This window comes from Aquabacterium sp. (assembly GCF_030652515.1).
Classification (GTDB): Bacteria; Pseudomonadota; Gammaproteobacteria; order Burkholderiales; family Burkholderiaceae_C; genus Aquabacterium.
On record NZ_JAUSAR010000073.1, the window covers coordinates 92,964 to 108,165 of the forward strand.

Here is a 15,202-nt window from a genome sequence, read left to right on the forward strand (position 1 = left end):
TCATTCATAACGCAAAGCCTCGGCGGGCTGGACTCGGCTGGCGCGCCAGCTGGGGTAGATCGTGGCCAGGAAAGACAGCACCAGCGAAATCACGGCCACAGGCACGATGTCGGCCGACTGCGGATCGCTGGGCATGCGGCTGATCAGGTAGATGCTGCTGGGCAGAAAATGCACACCCAGCAGGTGCTCGATGAACTGCACGATGGCGCCCACATTGAAAGCCACCAACAGGCCCAGGCCCAGGCCGCCCAAAGTGCCCAGGATGCCCGACAGCGCGCCTTGCACCATGAAGATGCCCATGATGGAACCCGGTGTGGCGCCCAGGGTGCGCAGGATGGCGATGTCGGCCTGCTTGTCGGTCACCGTCATCACCAGGGTCGAGACCAGGTTGAAGGCGGCCACGGCCACGATCAGGGTCAGGATGATGAACATCATGCGTTTTTCAACCTGCACGGCCTCAAACCAGTTGCGGTTGGTGCGCGTCCAGTCATTGACCACGACATCGCTGCCCAGCGACACGGCCAACTCGCCAGCCACCAAGCGCGCGTCCTGCGCATCCTTCAGCTTGAGCTGCACCGCCGTGAGGCCGCCCGTGCGAAAGAGCTTGGCGGCATCGTCGGCGTGCATCAGCACCAGGCCGTTGTCGTACTCATAGTGGCCTGCACTGAAGGTGCCCACCACGGTGACCTGCTTGATGCGCGGCACCACGCCCGCAGGGGTGACCTGGCCACTGGGCGCCACCAGGGTGATGGGGTCGCCCACGCGCACATCCATGCTGTTGGCCAGTTCAGCGCCAATCACCACGCCCCAAGCGCCAGGCGTCAGCAATTGCATGGTGGACTTCATCTGCGCCGCCAAGGGCGTCACCGAGATTTCTTCCTCGGGCACGATGCCGCGCACCATGGCGCCGCGCATGTTCTCGCCCCGCGCGATCAAGGCCTGGGCGGGCACGAAAGGCGCCGCCCCGATCACCTTTGGATTCTGGCGGGCCCGGGCGGCCAGCGCCCGCCAGTCGTCCAGCGATCCGCCATGCGCGTCGTAGATCTCGACGTGGGCGATCACGGACAGCATGCGATCGCGCACTTCCTTCTGGAAGCCGTTCATCACCGACAAAACGATGATGAGCGCCGCCACCCCCAGGGCAATGCCCAGGACGGACACACCCGAGATGAAAGAGATAAAGCCATTGCGGCGGGCACCTCGGCCGGCGCGGGTGTAGCGCCAACCAACTCGCCATTCATAGGGAAGGTTCATGGTGCGCGAAGTGTACTCACTTGATAATCCCCGGATGCCCGCCTCGATTCCCTCCCAGCATTTGATCCTGCCTTTTGCGGCCAGCCTGTCCGACCCCTGCCAGCAGGCCCTGCCCCGGCTGGATGACGCGCAACAGATGCCGTACCTGCACCAATTGCTGGGTCGGTTGAGCCAATCCAGGCGCCTGGATGGCGACGAATACGCCCTGTCCATGCCCCACGAGCGCGTTCTGGCGCCATCTTTGGGTTGGAGCGACCTGGCCGACGGTACCCTGCCCTGGGCCGCCTGGCAGGCACAGAGTCATGGCGTCGCGACCGAAGAAGGCCAGGCCTGGGGCCTCCTGAGCCCCTGCCACTGGCTGATGGGCCGCGAAACCCTGACCCTGCTCGACCCCGACGAGTTGCGCCTGACCGAGGTGGAGGCCCGTGCCTTCCTGGAGGTTCTGCGCCCCTGGTTCGAAGAAGAAGGCTGGACCCTGGTCTACGCCACCCCGACCCGCTGGTACGCCGCCCACCCCTCGCTGGCCAGCCTGCCCACTGCCTCGTTGGACCGGGTCATTGGTCGAAATCCCGATGTGTGGATGCCCGACCACCCCCAGGCCCGCCTGATCAAGCGTCTGCAGAACGAAGTGCAGATGTTGATGTACGAGCACCCGCTCAATGAGCCCCGCGAGGCGTCTGGGCAATTGACCGTCAACTCTTTTTGGCTGAGCGGCACCGGGCAACTGCCCAGCCAGCCCACGCTCGCCCTGCCCCAAGGCACGCAACTGGTGACCGATTTGCGCGCGCCCTTGCTGGCCAGCAACCTGGCCGACTGGATCGCCACATGGCAAACGCTGGATGGCACCGTGTTGAAAGCCGCCTGTGGCGCGCTGGACGCTGGTCACCACGTCCAGCTGACACTGTGCGGCGAGCGCAGCGCCATCACCCTCAGCGCGCCCCCTGCCCCCTCTTTCTCCCAGCGCCTGCTCAGCAGCGCCCAGCGCTGGCTGGGCCGCCCCGCCGCCCAGCCTTCCGCCTTGCTCGCCACCCTTTGAACTGGCCCCACCCCGCCCCATGAAAATCACCGCCAGAGACGTCCCCGCCCGCACCACCTGGGCGCTTGAACAAGCGGGCGTGCACCCGCTGCTGGCGCGCCTGTTCGCATCGCGCGGCGTGCGCCACGTCGACGAACTGGACGATGCCCCCGCCAAATTGCTGCCACCCAGCGAGCTGAAAGGCGCGCTGGAAGCCGCCCGCCTGCTGGCCGACGCCATCGAGCAGAACCAGCACATCTGCATCGTGGCCGACTACGACTGCGACGGCGCCACCGCCTGCGCCGTGGGCCTGCGCGGCCTGAAGATGCTGGGCGCCCAGCCTGACCAGGTCAGCTTCGTGGTGCCCGACCGGGCCCTGCACGGCTATGGCCTCACCCCGCCCATCGTGGAGATGGTGCACGCCAAGCAAGCCAAGGTGCTGATGACCGTGGACAACGGCATGGCCAGCCATGAAGCGGTGGACCGCGCCCATGCCCTGGGCATCCAGGTGGTCATCACCGACCACCACTTGCCCGTGGTCAATGCCGATGGCCAGGTCAGCCTGCCCTTGGCTGACGTGATCGTGAACCCTAACCAGCCCGACTGCCCCTTTGCCAGCAAGGCACTGGTGGGCGTGGGCGTGATGTTCTACGTGCTGCTGGCCCTGCGCGCCGAACGCCGCCAGCGCGGCGCGTTTGACGCGGCCAACCAGCCCCGCATCGACAGCCTGCTGGACCTGGTGGCCCTGGGCACCGTGGCCGACGTGGGGCGCCTGGACGCCAACAACCGGCGCCTGGTCAGCCTCGGGCTCAAACGCATCCGCTCGGGCCGCATGCAGCCGGGCATCGCCGCCTTGTTCACCGCAGCCGGACGAGACGCGGCCAAAGCCTCCAGCCAGGACTTCGGTTTCGCACTGGGCCCCCGCGTGAACGCCGCCGGCCGCCTGGCCGAGATGGGCCTGGGCATTGAATGCCTGCTGACCGACGACGTGGGCCGCGCGCAGGAGCTGGCGCAGCAACTGGACGCCATCAACCGCGAACGCCGCGAGCTGGAAACCGGCATGCGCGAGCAGGCCGAAGCGCTGCTTGAATCACTGATGCCCGAGGACGAGCCGCCCCCGGCCATCGCCATCTTCGATCCCGAGTTCCATGAAGGCGTGGTGGGCATCGTGGCTTCGCGCCTGAAAGACCGCCAGCACCGCCCCACCTTTGTGTTCGCCTTGGGCCAGGACGGCCTGCTCAAAGGCTCCGGGCGATCGATCCCCGGCTTTCATTTGCGCGATGCGCTGGACCTGGTGAGCAAGCGCCACCCGGGTTTGCTGAAAAAGTTCGGTGGCCACGCCATGGCGGCCGGCTGCACCATCCTGGAAGAGGATTTCGACACCTTCGAGCAGGCCATCATGCTGGTCGCCCACGAAGGCCTGGACCCCAGCCTGCTGGCCCGCCAGATCAGCAGCGACGGCCCTTTGGACACGCAGTGGTTCACGCCAGAGACGGCATCAGCGCTGGAGCAAACCGTGTGGGGGCCGGGCTTTGATGCGCCCGTGTTCAGCGACGCGGTCGAGGTGATCAGCCAACGCCTGGTCGGCACGCGCCACATGAAGCTGAGCTTGCGGGTGCAGGGCCAGGTGCGCGATGGCATCTGGTTCGGGCGCACGGAACCGCTGCCCGACAAGGCACATTTGGCGTTTCGCATCGGCCTGGACGAATACCAGGGGCGCCAGCGCGTTCAGATCATGGTGGAAGGTTTGGCGGACGCCTGACGGCGAGCGATCGAAAGCTCAGGCGCGGTAGGCGTTCACAGCCATCTGGCCGGATTTGGGCGCCAGCGCCGAATAGGTCGCCGAGGCTTCTTGAGGCAAAAGCATGCTCAAGGTGCGCTCAATGGAATGCGCCGCGCGCCTGACGGTGGATTGCTGCCCCATGACGCGTGCTTGCGCCAGCAGCAGTTGATGACGCAATGTCGGCGTCAAAGAATCAGGCCCCGCATGGCGAAAAGCCGCCATGGCCTCGGCCAATGAACGGTGCAAGTCCTGGCTGCAGGACTCGATCGCCTGGGCGTCTTGCGACACCAATGCTTCGTCCAACACCCCCAATTGCGCCTCGATGGCGGCAATGTGGGGCGTCAGATCCAGCACGGGCGATTGCAAAACAGCGGCCATGATCGAACGAGCCTCGATCAGTGCTGACGTTCGAGCAGTTCGCGCGAATTGGCGATCAACTTGTCCGCGATCGCTTCGGGGTCCACTTTGTAGGACCCGTCGTCGATCGATTGCTTCACTTGCGAGACTTTGTTGGCATCGAAAGTGGGATCCGCCCCCGATAAGAGGTTGGATGCCGCGTTGGACAGTGTTACCTTGGCGCTTTCACTCACGCCGCCATCCAGGCTGGCCGTTTTACCGGTCGTCTTGGTACTGGCGATGGCTTCTGTCTTGGCACTGGTGCCGTTGACAGCTTTGTCTGAAGGGTTGCCGATTTTCATGATGTACTCCTTACTCTCGGTGTGAACCGAGTGGTCACATCCGGGATATCGACCCGGCCGCCACCGACTTTAACGCCAAAGGCCAAAACCCCCGCAATCCAGGGGGGTGAGGCTGCAAATTGCTCGAATTTCACAACAAGATCTCCACCTGCCGGGCACCCACGGGCTCCCCGCAGACCACGCGACCTCCCTCAAGCCGGATCTTGGCGCATTGGCCTTCGTCACCCGCCGTCAGCGCGGTGCCTTCGGATCCGACCGAAAATCCACGGCCCTTGACTGTCAAACGCACCGGATCACCGGCGGCAAACCAGCGGCGGACCTTCACATCTTCCTGACGCAGGCTTTGTCCGGCTGACAGCTGGCGCACCACGGTACGGCCCACGACGTCTTCTACACGCAGCACCGCAGGCGAGGCATGCGAGGCCAGGTCAACTTCCGCCATGCGCAAATCTTCCACCGTCAAAGGCGCGCCTGGGCGCACGGTGCCCACGGCCACCAATGCTTGGCCCCAGACCTTCACGGACACGGGCCAGTACACATTCCAGCGGACGGCGCCTTGCTCGCAACGCAAGCCCACGCGGGTGTTGCCCCACAAGCGCATGCCCGCAGGCACATAGGCCTTGACCTTGTCGCAAGGCGCCAGCTTGATGCGCGGATTCAGTTGACCCAGAACGACTTCAACGCGCCAGGGCGCGCTTTTCTTGGAACTGTCCGCTTGAGGCAAGGCCTGGTCGTGCAACAAGGTTTGCACGTACGCCTGTAGCACACCCGATTCACCCGCCGGTGCGGTTTGCGCATGGGCCGAGGGCGACAGCAGCACCGCGCCACCACACAACAGCAACCACACCAGGGCGCTCAGCAAGGCAGCCCAAATTTGGAAAGGCTCGAAACCCAGGTCATGCAGCAAACCCGGCACAGAGGCCGACGGGCTGGTCGATGAGGGGTTTTGGGGCTTCGTGTCCATGCCTGCCAATGTACGGAGCCCCAGCGCGCGAGGAAGTCTGAAATGAGGCCCGAAAGGCCGCTTATTCCGGCTCATGTTTCGGCACCACCAGTTCACCATCCCCTACAAGCTGCGCCAAATCCCGTTGTTCCTGGCAAAGCGCTCACAGGCCGGAGGGCTTGCCATGCTGAACAGATTGACCGACACCCTTAACTTCCAGGCTGATGCCCTGGCGTTGCGCTCAGAACGCCAGCGCCTGATCGCCAGCAACATCGCGAATGCCGACACCCCGAACTACCAGGCTCGGGACTTCGACTTCGCCAGTGCGCTGCGCAATGCCACCGGGCAGGCCTCGCAGGGCCAGTCGTCACTGGCCCCGGGCAAGCTTCAACTGGCCACCGCCAGCGCAGGGCACCTGGGCCGCGGCGGTGTGCCCGCTGGCAGCAAACAGCAGGCCGACATGAACTACGCCACGCCCGCGCAAACCAACCTGGACAGCAACACCGTCGACATGGACCGCGAGCGCGCCAGCTTTGCCGACAACACGGTGCGCTATGAAGCCACCCTGCGCTTCATCAACGGCCAGGTCAAGACGCTCAACACGGCCATCACTGGCCAGTGACCGGAGTAAACCACCATGTCCATGTTCAGCATCTTCAACGTCTCGGGCAGCGCGGTCAGCGCGCAGTCCCAGCGCCTCAACGTCGTGGCCTCGAATCTGGCCAACGCCGACACGGTGGCCGGCCCCGACCGCGCGCCCTACAAGGCCCGCCAGGTCGTGTTCACCACCACGCCCATGGGCGAGGTGGGCACCGCTGGCGTCACGGTGAGCAACATCACCGAAGACAACACCCCCGGCCGCAAGGTGCTCGACCCCAAACACCCGCAGGCCGATGCCGAGGGTTACGTGACCTACAGCAACGTGAACGCGGTGGAAGAGATGGTCAACATGATCTCCGCTTCGCGCTCGTACCAGAACAACATCGAAGTGATGAACACCGCCAAGAGCCTGCTGCTGAAAACGCTGCAACTCGGTCAAGGCACCTGATTTACCTGAGGACATGACATGAGCACAGTATCGTCAACCGGCAACTCCGTTCTCGACAAGATCAACGGCGCCAAGGCCGCCACCAGCGACAAGACGACGGAGGCCTCGGACCGCTTCCTGAAGCTGCTGGTCACGCAGATGCAGAACCAGGATCCGCTCAACCCGATGGACAACGCGCAGGTCACCAGCCAGATGGCCCAGATCAGCACGGTGACCGGCATTGAAAAGCTCAACACCACCATGGGTGGCGTGACCGATGGCTTCAGCCAGATGCAATTGCTGCAAGGCGCCAGCCTGGTGGGCCACCAGGTGCTGGTCGAAGGCAATCAACTGGTCGCAGGCACGGTCAAGGCCGAAGATGGCACCAGCAGCACGATCGCAGCGGGCGCTTTCGACTTGAGTGGCAGCGCGGCCACCGTCAACATCGATGTGATCAACGCCGCGGGCAAGGTGGTCGACACCATCAGCCAAGGCTCACAGACCGCAGGCCTGCACAGCTTCCAGTGGACGGTGCCCAGCACCATGTCCAGTGAAGGTCTGACCTTCAAGGTGTCCGCCAAAAATGGCAGCACCGACGTCAGCCACACCAGCCTCATGAACGATCAGGTCGATGCCATCAGCAACAGCAACGGCACTTTGAACCTGGAGCTGCGCAACAGCGGCAGCACGGCCTACAGCAAGATCAAAGTCGTCGTTTAATTTTTCAAGCAGTACCCTGAAAGGACAACACCATGGGCTTCCAACAAGGTCTCTCCGGTCTGAATGTATCGGCTCGCAATCTGGAGGTGATTGGCAACAACGTGGCCAACACCAGCACCTATGGTGCCAAGGCTTCGCGGGCCGAGTTCTCGGACATGTACGCTGCCGCCTTGAACGGCTCCGGCACCAGCACGGTCGGCATTGGCGCCACCGTGGCGGCCGTGGCCCAGCAGTTCACGCAGGGCAACATCAGCACCACCGACAACCCCATGGACCTGGCCATCAACGGCAATGGCTTCTTCCAGGTTCAGGATGGTCGAAACCAGACCTTCTTCACCCGCAACGGGCAGTTCAAGATCGACCGCGATGGCTTCATCGTCAACAACGCACAGCACAAGCTGCTGGGCTACCAGGCCGACCTGACGGGCAACATCACCAACACCAGTGACCTGGTGCCCATCCAGTTGACCACCGGTGGCATCGCCCCCAAGCAGACCGACAAAACCAACATCGAGATGAACTTCAAGTCGACCGACTCGATCAAGAGCGTGCCGATCGATTTCACCGACAACACCACCTACAACTTCACCACGTCGCAGACCATGTACGACGTGAAGGGCCAGTCGGTGGGCATGGCTTATTACTTTCAGAAGACAGGCGACAACTCCTGGGACATGTATGTGACGGCCAACGGCACCTCCATCCAGACCGATGGTTCGGGCGCACCCGCCAAGGCTGCCACGCTGACCTTCCCGACCTCGGGCGGCACGCCAACCGACCTGGCCAATGGCAACCCGGTTGCAGGCGACCCCGGCACGATCACCACTTACGATGCCAGCGGCAACCCGGTGGCCACCTCGTCCACCGGCAGCTTCACGCTGCCCGACATCCCCAAGGTCAACGTCACCAATGCCAGCGCCGTGCCGCCCATCGCGCAGACGGAAGTCATCAGTGGCGTGACGATGGACCTGTCCAAGGCCACGGAGTACGGCGGCAACTTCGCCGTGACCAACCTGTCGCAAACCGGCTATGCGCCAGGCGACCTGTCCAGCATCACCGTGGACAGCACCGGTGTGATCCTGGCGCGCTACTCCAATGGCCAATCCAAACCGGCTGGCCAGCTGGTGACGGCCAGCTTCCGCAATCCGCAAGGCCTGCAACCGCAGGGCAACAACGAATGGTCGGCCACTTACGCGTCCAACGCCCCGGTCACGGGCGCCCCGGGCACGGGCAACCTGGGCTTGCTGCAATCGGGCGCGCTGGAAGAGTCCAACGTGGACCTGACCGGCGAGCTGGTCAACATGATGGTGGCGCAGCGCATGTACCAGGCCAACGCGCAGACCATCAAGACCGAAGACCAGGTCTTGCAGACGCTGGTGAACCTGCGTTGATGCACCGCCCCGCCAGCAGTAACCGGAGCACACCATGGATCGGATGATTTACGTCGGCATGGCCGGCGCCAAGATGGACATGCAGCGCCAGGAGGTGTTGGCCAACAACCTGGCCAACGCCAGCACCACCGGCTTTCGCGCCGAGCTGCAGGCCATCCGCGCCGTGCCGGTGCGCGGCGATGGCGCCACCACGCGTGTGTACTCGCTGGAAACCACGGTGGGCTACGACGACTCGCAAGGCCCCATCACCTCGACGGGTCGGCCCCTGGACGTGGCCTTGCAAGGCAAGTCCATGCTGGCCGTGAGCGCCCTGGACGGCACCGAAGGCTACACGCGCTTTGGCTCGCTGACGGTGAACAACGAAGGCGTGCTGATGACCCAGGGCGGCCTGGCCGTGCTGGGCGACGGCGGCCCGATCACCATCCCGCAGAACGCCCAGGCCAGCATCGCGCCCGACGGCACGGTCAGCGCCAAGGAAGCCAGCGGCAAGATCACCGCGATCGGCAAGCTCAAGCTGGTCACCCCGGAAACCAAGCTGACGCGGGGCGAGGATGGCCTGTTCCGCAACGTGGATGGCGAACTGCCCGCCGATGCCAACGCCCGAGTGCAAGACGGGGCCCTGGAGGGCTCGAACGTCAATCCCATCGAGACCATGATCCACATGATCGCGGCCGCCCGCCAGTTCGAAACTCAGATGAAGTTGATCCAGACTTCCGAGAGCAACGAGAAGTCGGCATCCCAATTGTTGTCGGGCAATGCCTGATCTGTTTTACCTGGCTTGAGGCCTGAGGAGTAGCACCATGATGCGATCACTGTGGATTTCGAAATCGGGGATGGAAGCTCAGCAAACCCAGCTGGACCACATCTCTCACAACCTGGCCAACAGCGGCACTAATGGCTACAAGCGCTCGCACGCGGTGTTCGAGGACCTGATGTACCAGAACCTGCGCCAAAGCGGGGCCAACAGCTCGGAGCAGACGCAACTGCCCACGGGCCTGCAAGTCGGCCTGGGCGTGCGCCCGGTGGCCACCTCGCGCCAGTTCTCGCAAGGCAGCCTGCAGCAGACCACCAACTACCTGGACGTGGCCATCAAGGGCAACGGCTTCTTCCCCGTCACCATGCCGGACGGCACCACGGGCTACACCCGCGATGGCTCCTTCCAGCTTGACAATCAGGGCCAACTGGTGACCAACAACGGCTACCAGATCCAGCCGGGCATCACGGTGCCCGCCAACGCCACCTCGGTGACCATCGCCCCCGATGGCACGGTCAGTGCCGCCATCTCCGGGCAGAACACCGCGCAAACGCTGGGCCAGATCCAGCTGACCAACTTCATCAACCCGGCCGGGCTGGAACCACGCGGTGAGAACCTTTACGCTGAGACGCCCGCCTCCGGCACGCCGCAGACCGCCAACCCCGGCACCGACAGCACCGGCACGCTGGCCCAGGGTTTCGTGGAAACCTCCAACGTCAACGTGGTCGAAGAACTCGTCACGATGATCCAGACCCAACGCGCCTACGAACTCAACTCCAAGGCCATTCAGACTTCGGACCAGATGCTGCAACGTCTGGCGCAACTGTGATGAACGCCCTCCGCCGCCGCGCCCACCTGGCGCTCATCGCCGCCTGCAGCTTGCTGGGCGCTTGCTCGGTCCTGCCCACCACGGCCAAGGTCGACGTGCTGGAGCCCACCCAGGCGCGCCCGGCCGTCCCGGTGGTGCCGGTGATTGCCAACGGATCGCTGTTCCAGAGCGCGGGCTACCGGCCCTTGTTCGAAACCCACCGCGCCCGCATGATTGGCGACATCGTGAACGTCACCATCGTCGAGAAGATCGCTGCCAAGCAGGAATCGACCAGCAGCATCGAGAAGACGGGCGACGCTTCGACGTCAGTGTCGGCCGTGCCCCTCCTCAGGGCCGAGCAGCTGGCCAAGTTGCGCCTGAGCGCGAGCGGCACCTCGTCCAACACCTTTGACGGCAAGGGCACGACCGAGAGCTCTCACAACTTCGTGGGCACCATCACGGCCACCGTGGTCGAGGTTCTGCCCAATGGCCACCTGATCATCTCGGGCGAGAAGCAGATCGGCGTGAACAAAAACGTGGAATTGTTGCGTTTTTCAGGCCAGGTTGACCCCACGACCATCCAGCCGGGCAACACCGTGGCCTCCACCCAGATGGCCAATGTTCGCATCGAGCAACGAGGCCGCGGCGCCCAGGCCGACGCGCAGGGAATAGGCTGGCTTGCACACTTCTTTTTGAGCATTCTGCCGATCTAAAGAACTCCAAAATGAGGCCGAACCTTCCCGGAATCTGGCCTCATGAATACTTCAGAACGACTCCTCAAACTGCTGATCAGCCTGGCCTTCGTGGCCGCCTCGGCAGCCGTGTGGTGGCCCGTTGAGGCCAAGGCAGCCCGGCTGAAGGAAATCGCCAGCATCCAGGGCGTGCGCACCAACCAGTTGATGGGCTACGGCCTGGTCGTGGGCCTGGACGGCACCGGCGACCAGACCACCCAAACCCCCTTCACGGCCCAAAGCCTGAACTCCATGCTGCAGCAGATGGGCATCACCGTGCCCGCTGGCGTGGCCATGCAGGTCAAGAACGTGGCTGCCGTGCTGGTCACCGCCACCCTGCCCCCCTTTGCCCAACCCGGCCAGGCCATTGACGTCAATGTGTCTTCGCTGGGCAATGCCAAATCGCTGCGCGGCGGCACCCTGGTCACCACGCCCTTGAAGGGGGCCGACGGTCAGATCTACGGCCTGGCCCAGGGCAACCTGATCATCGCCGGGGCCGGCGCTTCGCAAGGCGGGGCCAAGGTCCAGGTCAACCACCTGAGCGCTGGCCGCATCCCCAACGGTGCCACGGTGGAGCGCAGTGTGCCCACCCCCTGGTTGCAAGGCAGCGTGGTCCAGCTGGACGTGCAAGCCGACGACTTCAACACCGCCCGCGACATCGCAGACACCATCAACAAGGCCAAAGGGGCTGGCACCGCCGAGGCCATCAACGGCCGCACCGTCAGCGTGAAGCTGCCCGCCCAGTCCGGCGAGCGCGTGGCCTTCATGGCCGACATCGAGAACCTGTCCATCGACCGCGCCACACCCTCTGCCCGCATCGTCATCAATGCCCGCACCGGTTCGGTGGTCGTGAACCAGGCCGTGACCATCGGCCCTTGCGCCATTGCCCACGGCAACCTGTCGGTCACCATCAGCTCCACCCCGGTCATCAGCCAGCCCAACGCCCTGTCGCAGGGCCAGACGGTCGTCACCGAGAAGGCAGACATCAAGATCAACCAGGAACCCGGCGCGCTGATCCAGCTGCCGGCTGGAACCAAATTGACCGACGTGGTCAAGGCGCTCAACACCCTGGGCGCCAACCCGCAGGACCTGCTGGCCATCCTGCAAGCCATGAAGGCGGCCGGCGCGCTCCAAGCCGAGCTGGAGGTCATCTGATGAGCCTGACACCCTTTCCCTCCTCCTCCGGCCAAAGCCTGAGCCTGGACACCCGCTCGCTCGACAAGCTGAAATACGCCTCGGGCAAGGACCAGAAAAGCGCGATCAAGGACACCGCCAAGCAACTGGAAAGCCTGTTCATGCAGGAGCTCATGAAGAGCATGCGCTCCACCACCATGAACAGCGGCATGCTTGAAAACTCGGGCACCGAGATGGGCACCAACATGCTCGACAGCCAGCGCGCTCAGCAGATGAGCGGCCTGCCTGGTGGTCTGAGCGACATGATCATCAAGCAGCTGCAGCGCCAATTGGGCGGCACCGACGCCTCGGCCGAGACCCCCATCAGCCCCTTCAAGGGCCTGGGGGACCTGAGCCTCGGCAAGCTCTCCCTGCCCGCCAACCCCGGTGCCACCGCGGCCATCGCGCCTGCCTCGGCGGCGGGCAGCGCTTCGGCCGCCAGCAACCGCAAGCTCAGCAACTCAGAGCAGTTCGTTCGCGAGCACCATGCAGCCGCCAAGGCCGCCGAGCAAGCCACCGGCATCCCCGCCAACCACATCCTGGGCCAGGCCGCGCTGGAGTCGGGCTGGGGCAAGCATCAGCCCAAGATGGCCGACGGCACCACCAGCCACAACCTGTTCGGCATCAAGGCCACGTCCAGCTGGACGGGCAAGGTAGCCGAGGTCACCACCACCGAGTACATCGGCGGCGTGGCCCGCAAAGTCACGGCCAAATTCCGTGCTTATGACTCCTATGAAGACGCCTTCAAGGACCACGCCAAGCTGCTGAGCAAAAGCCCCCGCTACAGTCAGACCGTGGCTCAGGCCGACACCGCGCAAGGCTTCGCGCAAGGACTGCAGAAGGCTGGCTACGCCACGGACCCCGCTTATGCCGACAAGCTCACCAAGGTCATCAACACCACGCTGCGCCTGCAGCGTTCGGTGACCTGATCGACTGACGGAGAAGTACCACCATGGGTTCAGGACTGCTCACCCTCGGCACACGCGCCATGTTCGCCAACCAGGCGAAGCTGGACACGATTGCCCACAACATCAGCAATGCCAGCACCGAGGGCTATTCGCGCCAGGAAGTGCAACTGTCCACCGAAGGCGGCCGCTACACGGGTGCGGGCTTTTATGGGCGCGGCGTCAAGATCGACACGGTCACGCGCGCCTCCGACTCCCTGCTGGCCCGCGATTACAACAACAACCTGTCCATCGCCTCGGCCGACCAGATGCGGCTGGACAAGCTCACCCAGCTCGAGAAAGCCTTGTCCACTGGCGAGTCGGGCATTGGCTATGCCGCCGGCCAGATGCTGAACGCCTTCGTTGACGTGGCCAACCAACCGCAGGATCTGTCGGCGCGCCAGGTGGTTCTGTCCAAGGCCTCTGAATTGGCCAGCCGCATGAGCACCGCGGGCACCCAGTTGAACGACCTGCAGGGCGGCACGCTGTCCGACATGAAGGCGACCGTGGCCGAGATCAACTCGCTGGCCGCGCGCATCGCCGACATGAACCAGAAGATCGCCTCGGTGACCGGCGTGGGCCACGAGCCCAATGACCTGATCGACCAGCGCGACTTGCTGGTCAAGAACCTGTCCGAGAAGATCCAGGTCTCCACCGTGCCTGCCGACGATGGCTCCATCAGCGTCTTCATCGGAGGCGGCCAGCAACTGGTGCTCAGCAACCAGGCCTCCACGCTGGGCGTGCAGGCCGACCAATACGATGCCACCCAAGGCCGCATCACCATCGGCACCGGCAACAACCAGCACACCCTGGACGAAAGCCTGCTCACCGGCGGCACCCTGGCTGGTTTGCTGAAAGTTCAGAACGAAGACATCCCGGCCGCGCGCAACCTGCTGGGGCAGATGGCCTCGGCCCTGAGCTGGCGCGTCAATCAACAGCAATCCTTCGGCCTGGACCTGGGTACGCCCGCTTCGGCGGGCGCGCCCATCTTCAGCGTCGGCACGCCGCAGGTTCTGCCCTCCAACAAAAACACGTCATCCACGGCCTTCCCCCCCGTCAGCATGACAGTGATGGACGCGCGCGAACTGCAGGCCAGCGACTACAGCCTGATGGAAGACCCCGCCAGCCCCGGCAGCTACCGGCTGACCCGCCTGAGCGACAACACCGTCACTTCGGTGGCCGATGGCGACGTGGTCGATGGTTTCAGAATCAACATCGACGCGGCCACCATCGCCAGCGGCGACAAGTTCATGCTGCGCCCCGTGGGCAATGCCGCCCTCAGCATGAAGCGGGTGCTGGACAAACCCACCGGCATCGCGGCGGCATCGCCCGTGAACGGCACCCTGGGCACGGCCAACACGGGCACGGCCACGGTGGCCTCGGTTCGCATCACGGCCACACCGACCACGCCTTACGATGCGCTCACCGTCGCCTTCACCGGGGCCTCAGGCTCGGGCCAGGACTATGAAATCCACGACTCCGGCGGCGCGGTGCTGGCCTCCGGCACCTGGCAACCTGGCTCGCCCATCGAGTACAACGGTTTCGAGCTGAACCTCAATGGCGTGCCCAAGGACGGTGACACCATCGGCGTGGCCCCGACCCTTTACCCCTCCTCCAACAATGGCAATGCCTTGTCGCTGCTGGCGTTGCGCGATGAAGACATCGTGGGCCGCATCAACCAGGGCGCTGGCGGCACGGCGCCCGGGGCCACCATCACCAACGCCTACTCGCAGGTCATCGGCAGCATCGGTGTCCGGGTGCAAGATGCCAAGACATCGGCCACCATCTCAAGCACACTGGCAGCCAACTCGCAAGAATTGTTGACCAACAAGACTGGCGTCAACCTCGATGAGGAAGCCGCCCGGCTCATCCAGTTCCAGCAGGGCTACCAGGCCGCTGCCAAGATCCTGCAAGTGGCGCAGTCGGTGTTCGACACGCTGCTCAGCATCAGCCGATAAGGA

At 64.3% G+C, this 15,202-nt stretch carries 16 protein-coding genes; 12 read left to right on the plus strand and 4 right to left on the minus strand.

The annotated features are described in order from the left end of the window. Positions 1-1,254 (minus strand): lipoprotein-releasing ABC transporter permease subunit, encoded by a 1,254-nt coding sequence (locus tag Q7V20_RS09380; RefSeq protein ID WP_304789704.1) that lies wholly within the window; start codon positions 1,252-1,254, stop codon positions 1-3. Positions 1,255-1,288: 34 nt separating this feature from the next. Between Q7V20_RS09380 and Q7V20_RS09385 the strand changes: the two genes are divergently transcribed. Both Q7V20_RS09385 and recJ read left to right on the plus strand, forming a co-directional pair. After that, on the plus strand, positions 1,289-2,290 hold the full coding sequence (locus Q7V20_RS09385; RefSeq protein ID WP_304789707.1) for a hypothetical protein: 1,002 nt from the start codon (positions 1,289-1,291) through the stop codon (positions 2,288-2,290). Positions 2,291-2,309: 19 nt separating this feature from the next. After that, the gene (gene recJ / locus Q7V20_RS09390) at positions 2,310-4,031 is read left to right on the plus strand and encodes a single-stranded-DNA-specific exonuclease RecJ (protein ID WP_304789709.1); all 1,722 of its coding nucleotides are present in this window, start codon (positions 2,310-2,312) and stop codon (positions 4,029-4,031) included. An 18-nt stretch (positions 4,032-4,049) separates the two neighbouring features. Here recJ and Q7V20_RS09395 read toward each other — a convergent pair whose 3' ends face one another. The 3 genes from Q7V20_RS09395 to flgA form a co-directional block, all read right to left on the minus strand. Beyond that, the gene (locus Q7V20_RS09395) at positions 4,050-4,430 is read right to left on the minus strand and encodes a hypothetical protein (RefSeq protein ID WP_304789712.1); all 381 of its coding nucleotides are present in this window, start codon (positions 4,428-4,430) and stop codon (positions 4,050-4,052) included. Between the two features lie 17 nt (positions 4,431-4,447). Next, entirely contained in the window at positions 4,448-4,750 is a 303-nt protein-coding gene (gene flgM / locus Q7V20_RS09400; protein ID WP_304789715.1) for a flagellar biosynthesis anti-sigma factor FlgM, read from the minus strand. Positions 4,751-4,880: 130 nt separating this feature from the next. Continuing rightward, positions 4,881-5,714, minus strand: a complete 834-nt coding sequence (gene flgA / locus Q7V20_RS09405) for a flagellar basal body P-ring formation chaperone FlgA (RefSeq protein WP_304789717.1) — start codon at positions 5,712-5,714, stop codon at positions 4,881-4,883. Positions 5,715-5,877: 163 nt separating this feature from the next. Here flgA and flgB point away from each other — a divergent pair, with 163 nt between their 5' ends. From flgB to flgK, 10 genes are read left to right on the plus strand one after another with little or no spacing between them, the layout of a single operon-like run. Continuing rightward, positions 5,878-6,315, plus strand: coding sequence for a flagellar basal body rod protein FlgB (gene flgB, locus Q7V20_RS09410; RefSeq protein ID WP_304789721.1), 438 nt, complete (start codon positions 5,878-5,880; stop codon positions 6,313-6,315). 15 nt (positions 6,316-6,330) lie between these two features. After that, positions 6,331-6,741 carry a flagellar basal body rod protein FlgC gene (gene flgC / locus Q7V20_RS09415; RefSeq protein WP_304789724.1) on the plus strand — a complete coding sequence of 137 codons (411 nt, stop codon included), beginning with the start codon at positions 6,331-6,333 and terminating at the stop codon, positions 6,739-6,741. Between the two features lie 18 nt (positions 6,742-6,759). Continuing rightward, on the plus strand, positions 6,760-7,440 hold the full coding sequence (locus Q7V20_RS09420; RefSeq protein ID WP_304789727.1) for a flagellar hook assembly protein FlgD: 681 nt from the start codon (positions 6,760-6,762) through the stop codon (positions 7,438-7,440). 32 nt (positions 7,441-7,472) lie between these two features. Then, positions 7,473-8,831 carry a flagellar hook protein FlgE gene (gene flgE / locus Q7V20_RS09425; RefSeq protein ID WP_304789730.1) on the plus strand — a complete coding sequence of 453 codons (1,359 nt, stop codon included), beginning with the start codon at positions 7,473-7,475 and terminating at the stop codon, positions 8,829-8,831. A gap of 34 nt (positions 8,832-8,865) precedes the next feature. Continuing rightward, positions 8,866-9,594, plus strand: coding sequence for a flagellar basal-body rod protein FlgF (gene flgF / locus Q7V20_RS09430; RefSeq protein ID WP_304789732.1), 729 nt, complete (start codon positions 8,866-8,868; stop codon positions 9,592-9,594). A 37-nt stretch (positions 9,595-9,631) separates the two neighbouring features. Next, a complete protein-coding gene (flgG, locus tag Q7V20_RS09435; protein WP_304789735.1) occupies positions 9,632-10,414 on the plus strand; it encodes a flagellar basal-body rod protein FlgG in 783 nt (260 codons plus the stop codon). Next, positions 10,414-11,106 carry a flagellar basal body L-ring protein FlgH gene (locus tag Q7V20_RS09440; RefSeq protein ID WP_304789738.1) on the plus strand — a complete coding sequence of 231 codons (693 nt, stop codon included), beginning with the start codon at positions 10,414-10,416 and terminating at the stop codon, positions 11,104-11,106. Before flgG ends, Q7V20_RS09440 begins: the two co-directional genes overlap by 1 nt. Before the next feature lie 42 nt (positions 11,107-11,148). Beyond that, complete coding sequence (locus tag Q7V20_RS09445) at positions 11,149-12,279, plus strand: flagellar basal body P-ring protein FlgI (protein WP_304789741.1); 1,131 nt, start codon at positions 11,149-11,151, stop codon at positions 12,277-12,279. Further along, positions 12,279-13,226: a flagellar assembly peptidoglycan hydrolase FlgJ gene (gene flgJ / locus Q7V20_RS09450; RefSeq protein WP_304789744.1), complete on the plus strand. Its 948-nt coding sequence runs from the start codon at positions 12,279-12,281 to the stop codon at positions 13,224-13,226. The genes Q7V20_RS09445 and flgJ overlap by 1 nt, the downstream gene beginning before the upstream one ends. 23 nt (positions 13,227-13,249) lie before the next feature. Next, a complete protein-coding gene (gene flgK, locus Q7V20_RS09455) occupies positions 13,250-15,199 on the plus strand; it encodes a flagellar hook-associated protein FlgK (RefSeq protein ID WP_304789747.1) in 1,950 nt (649 codons plus the stop codon). Positions 15,200-15,202: the final 3 nt, after the last annotated feature.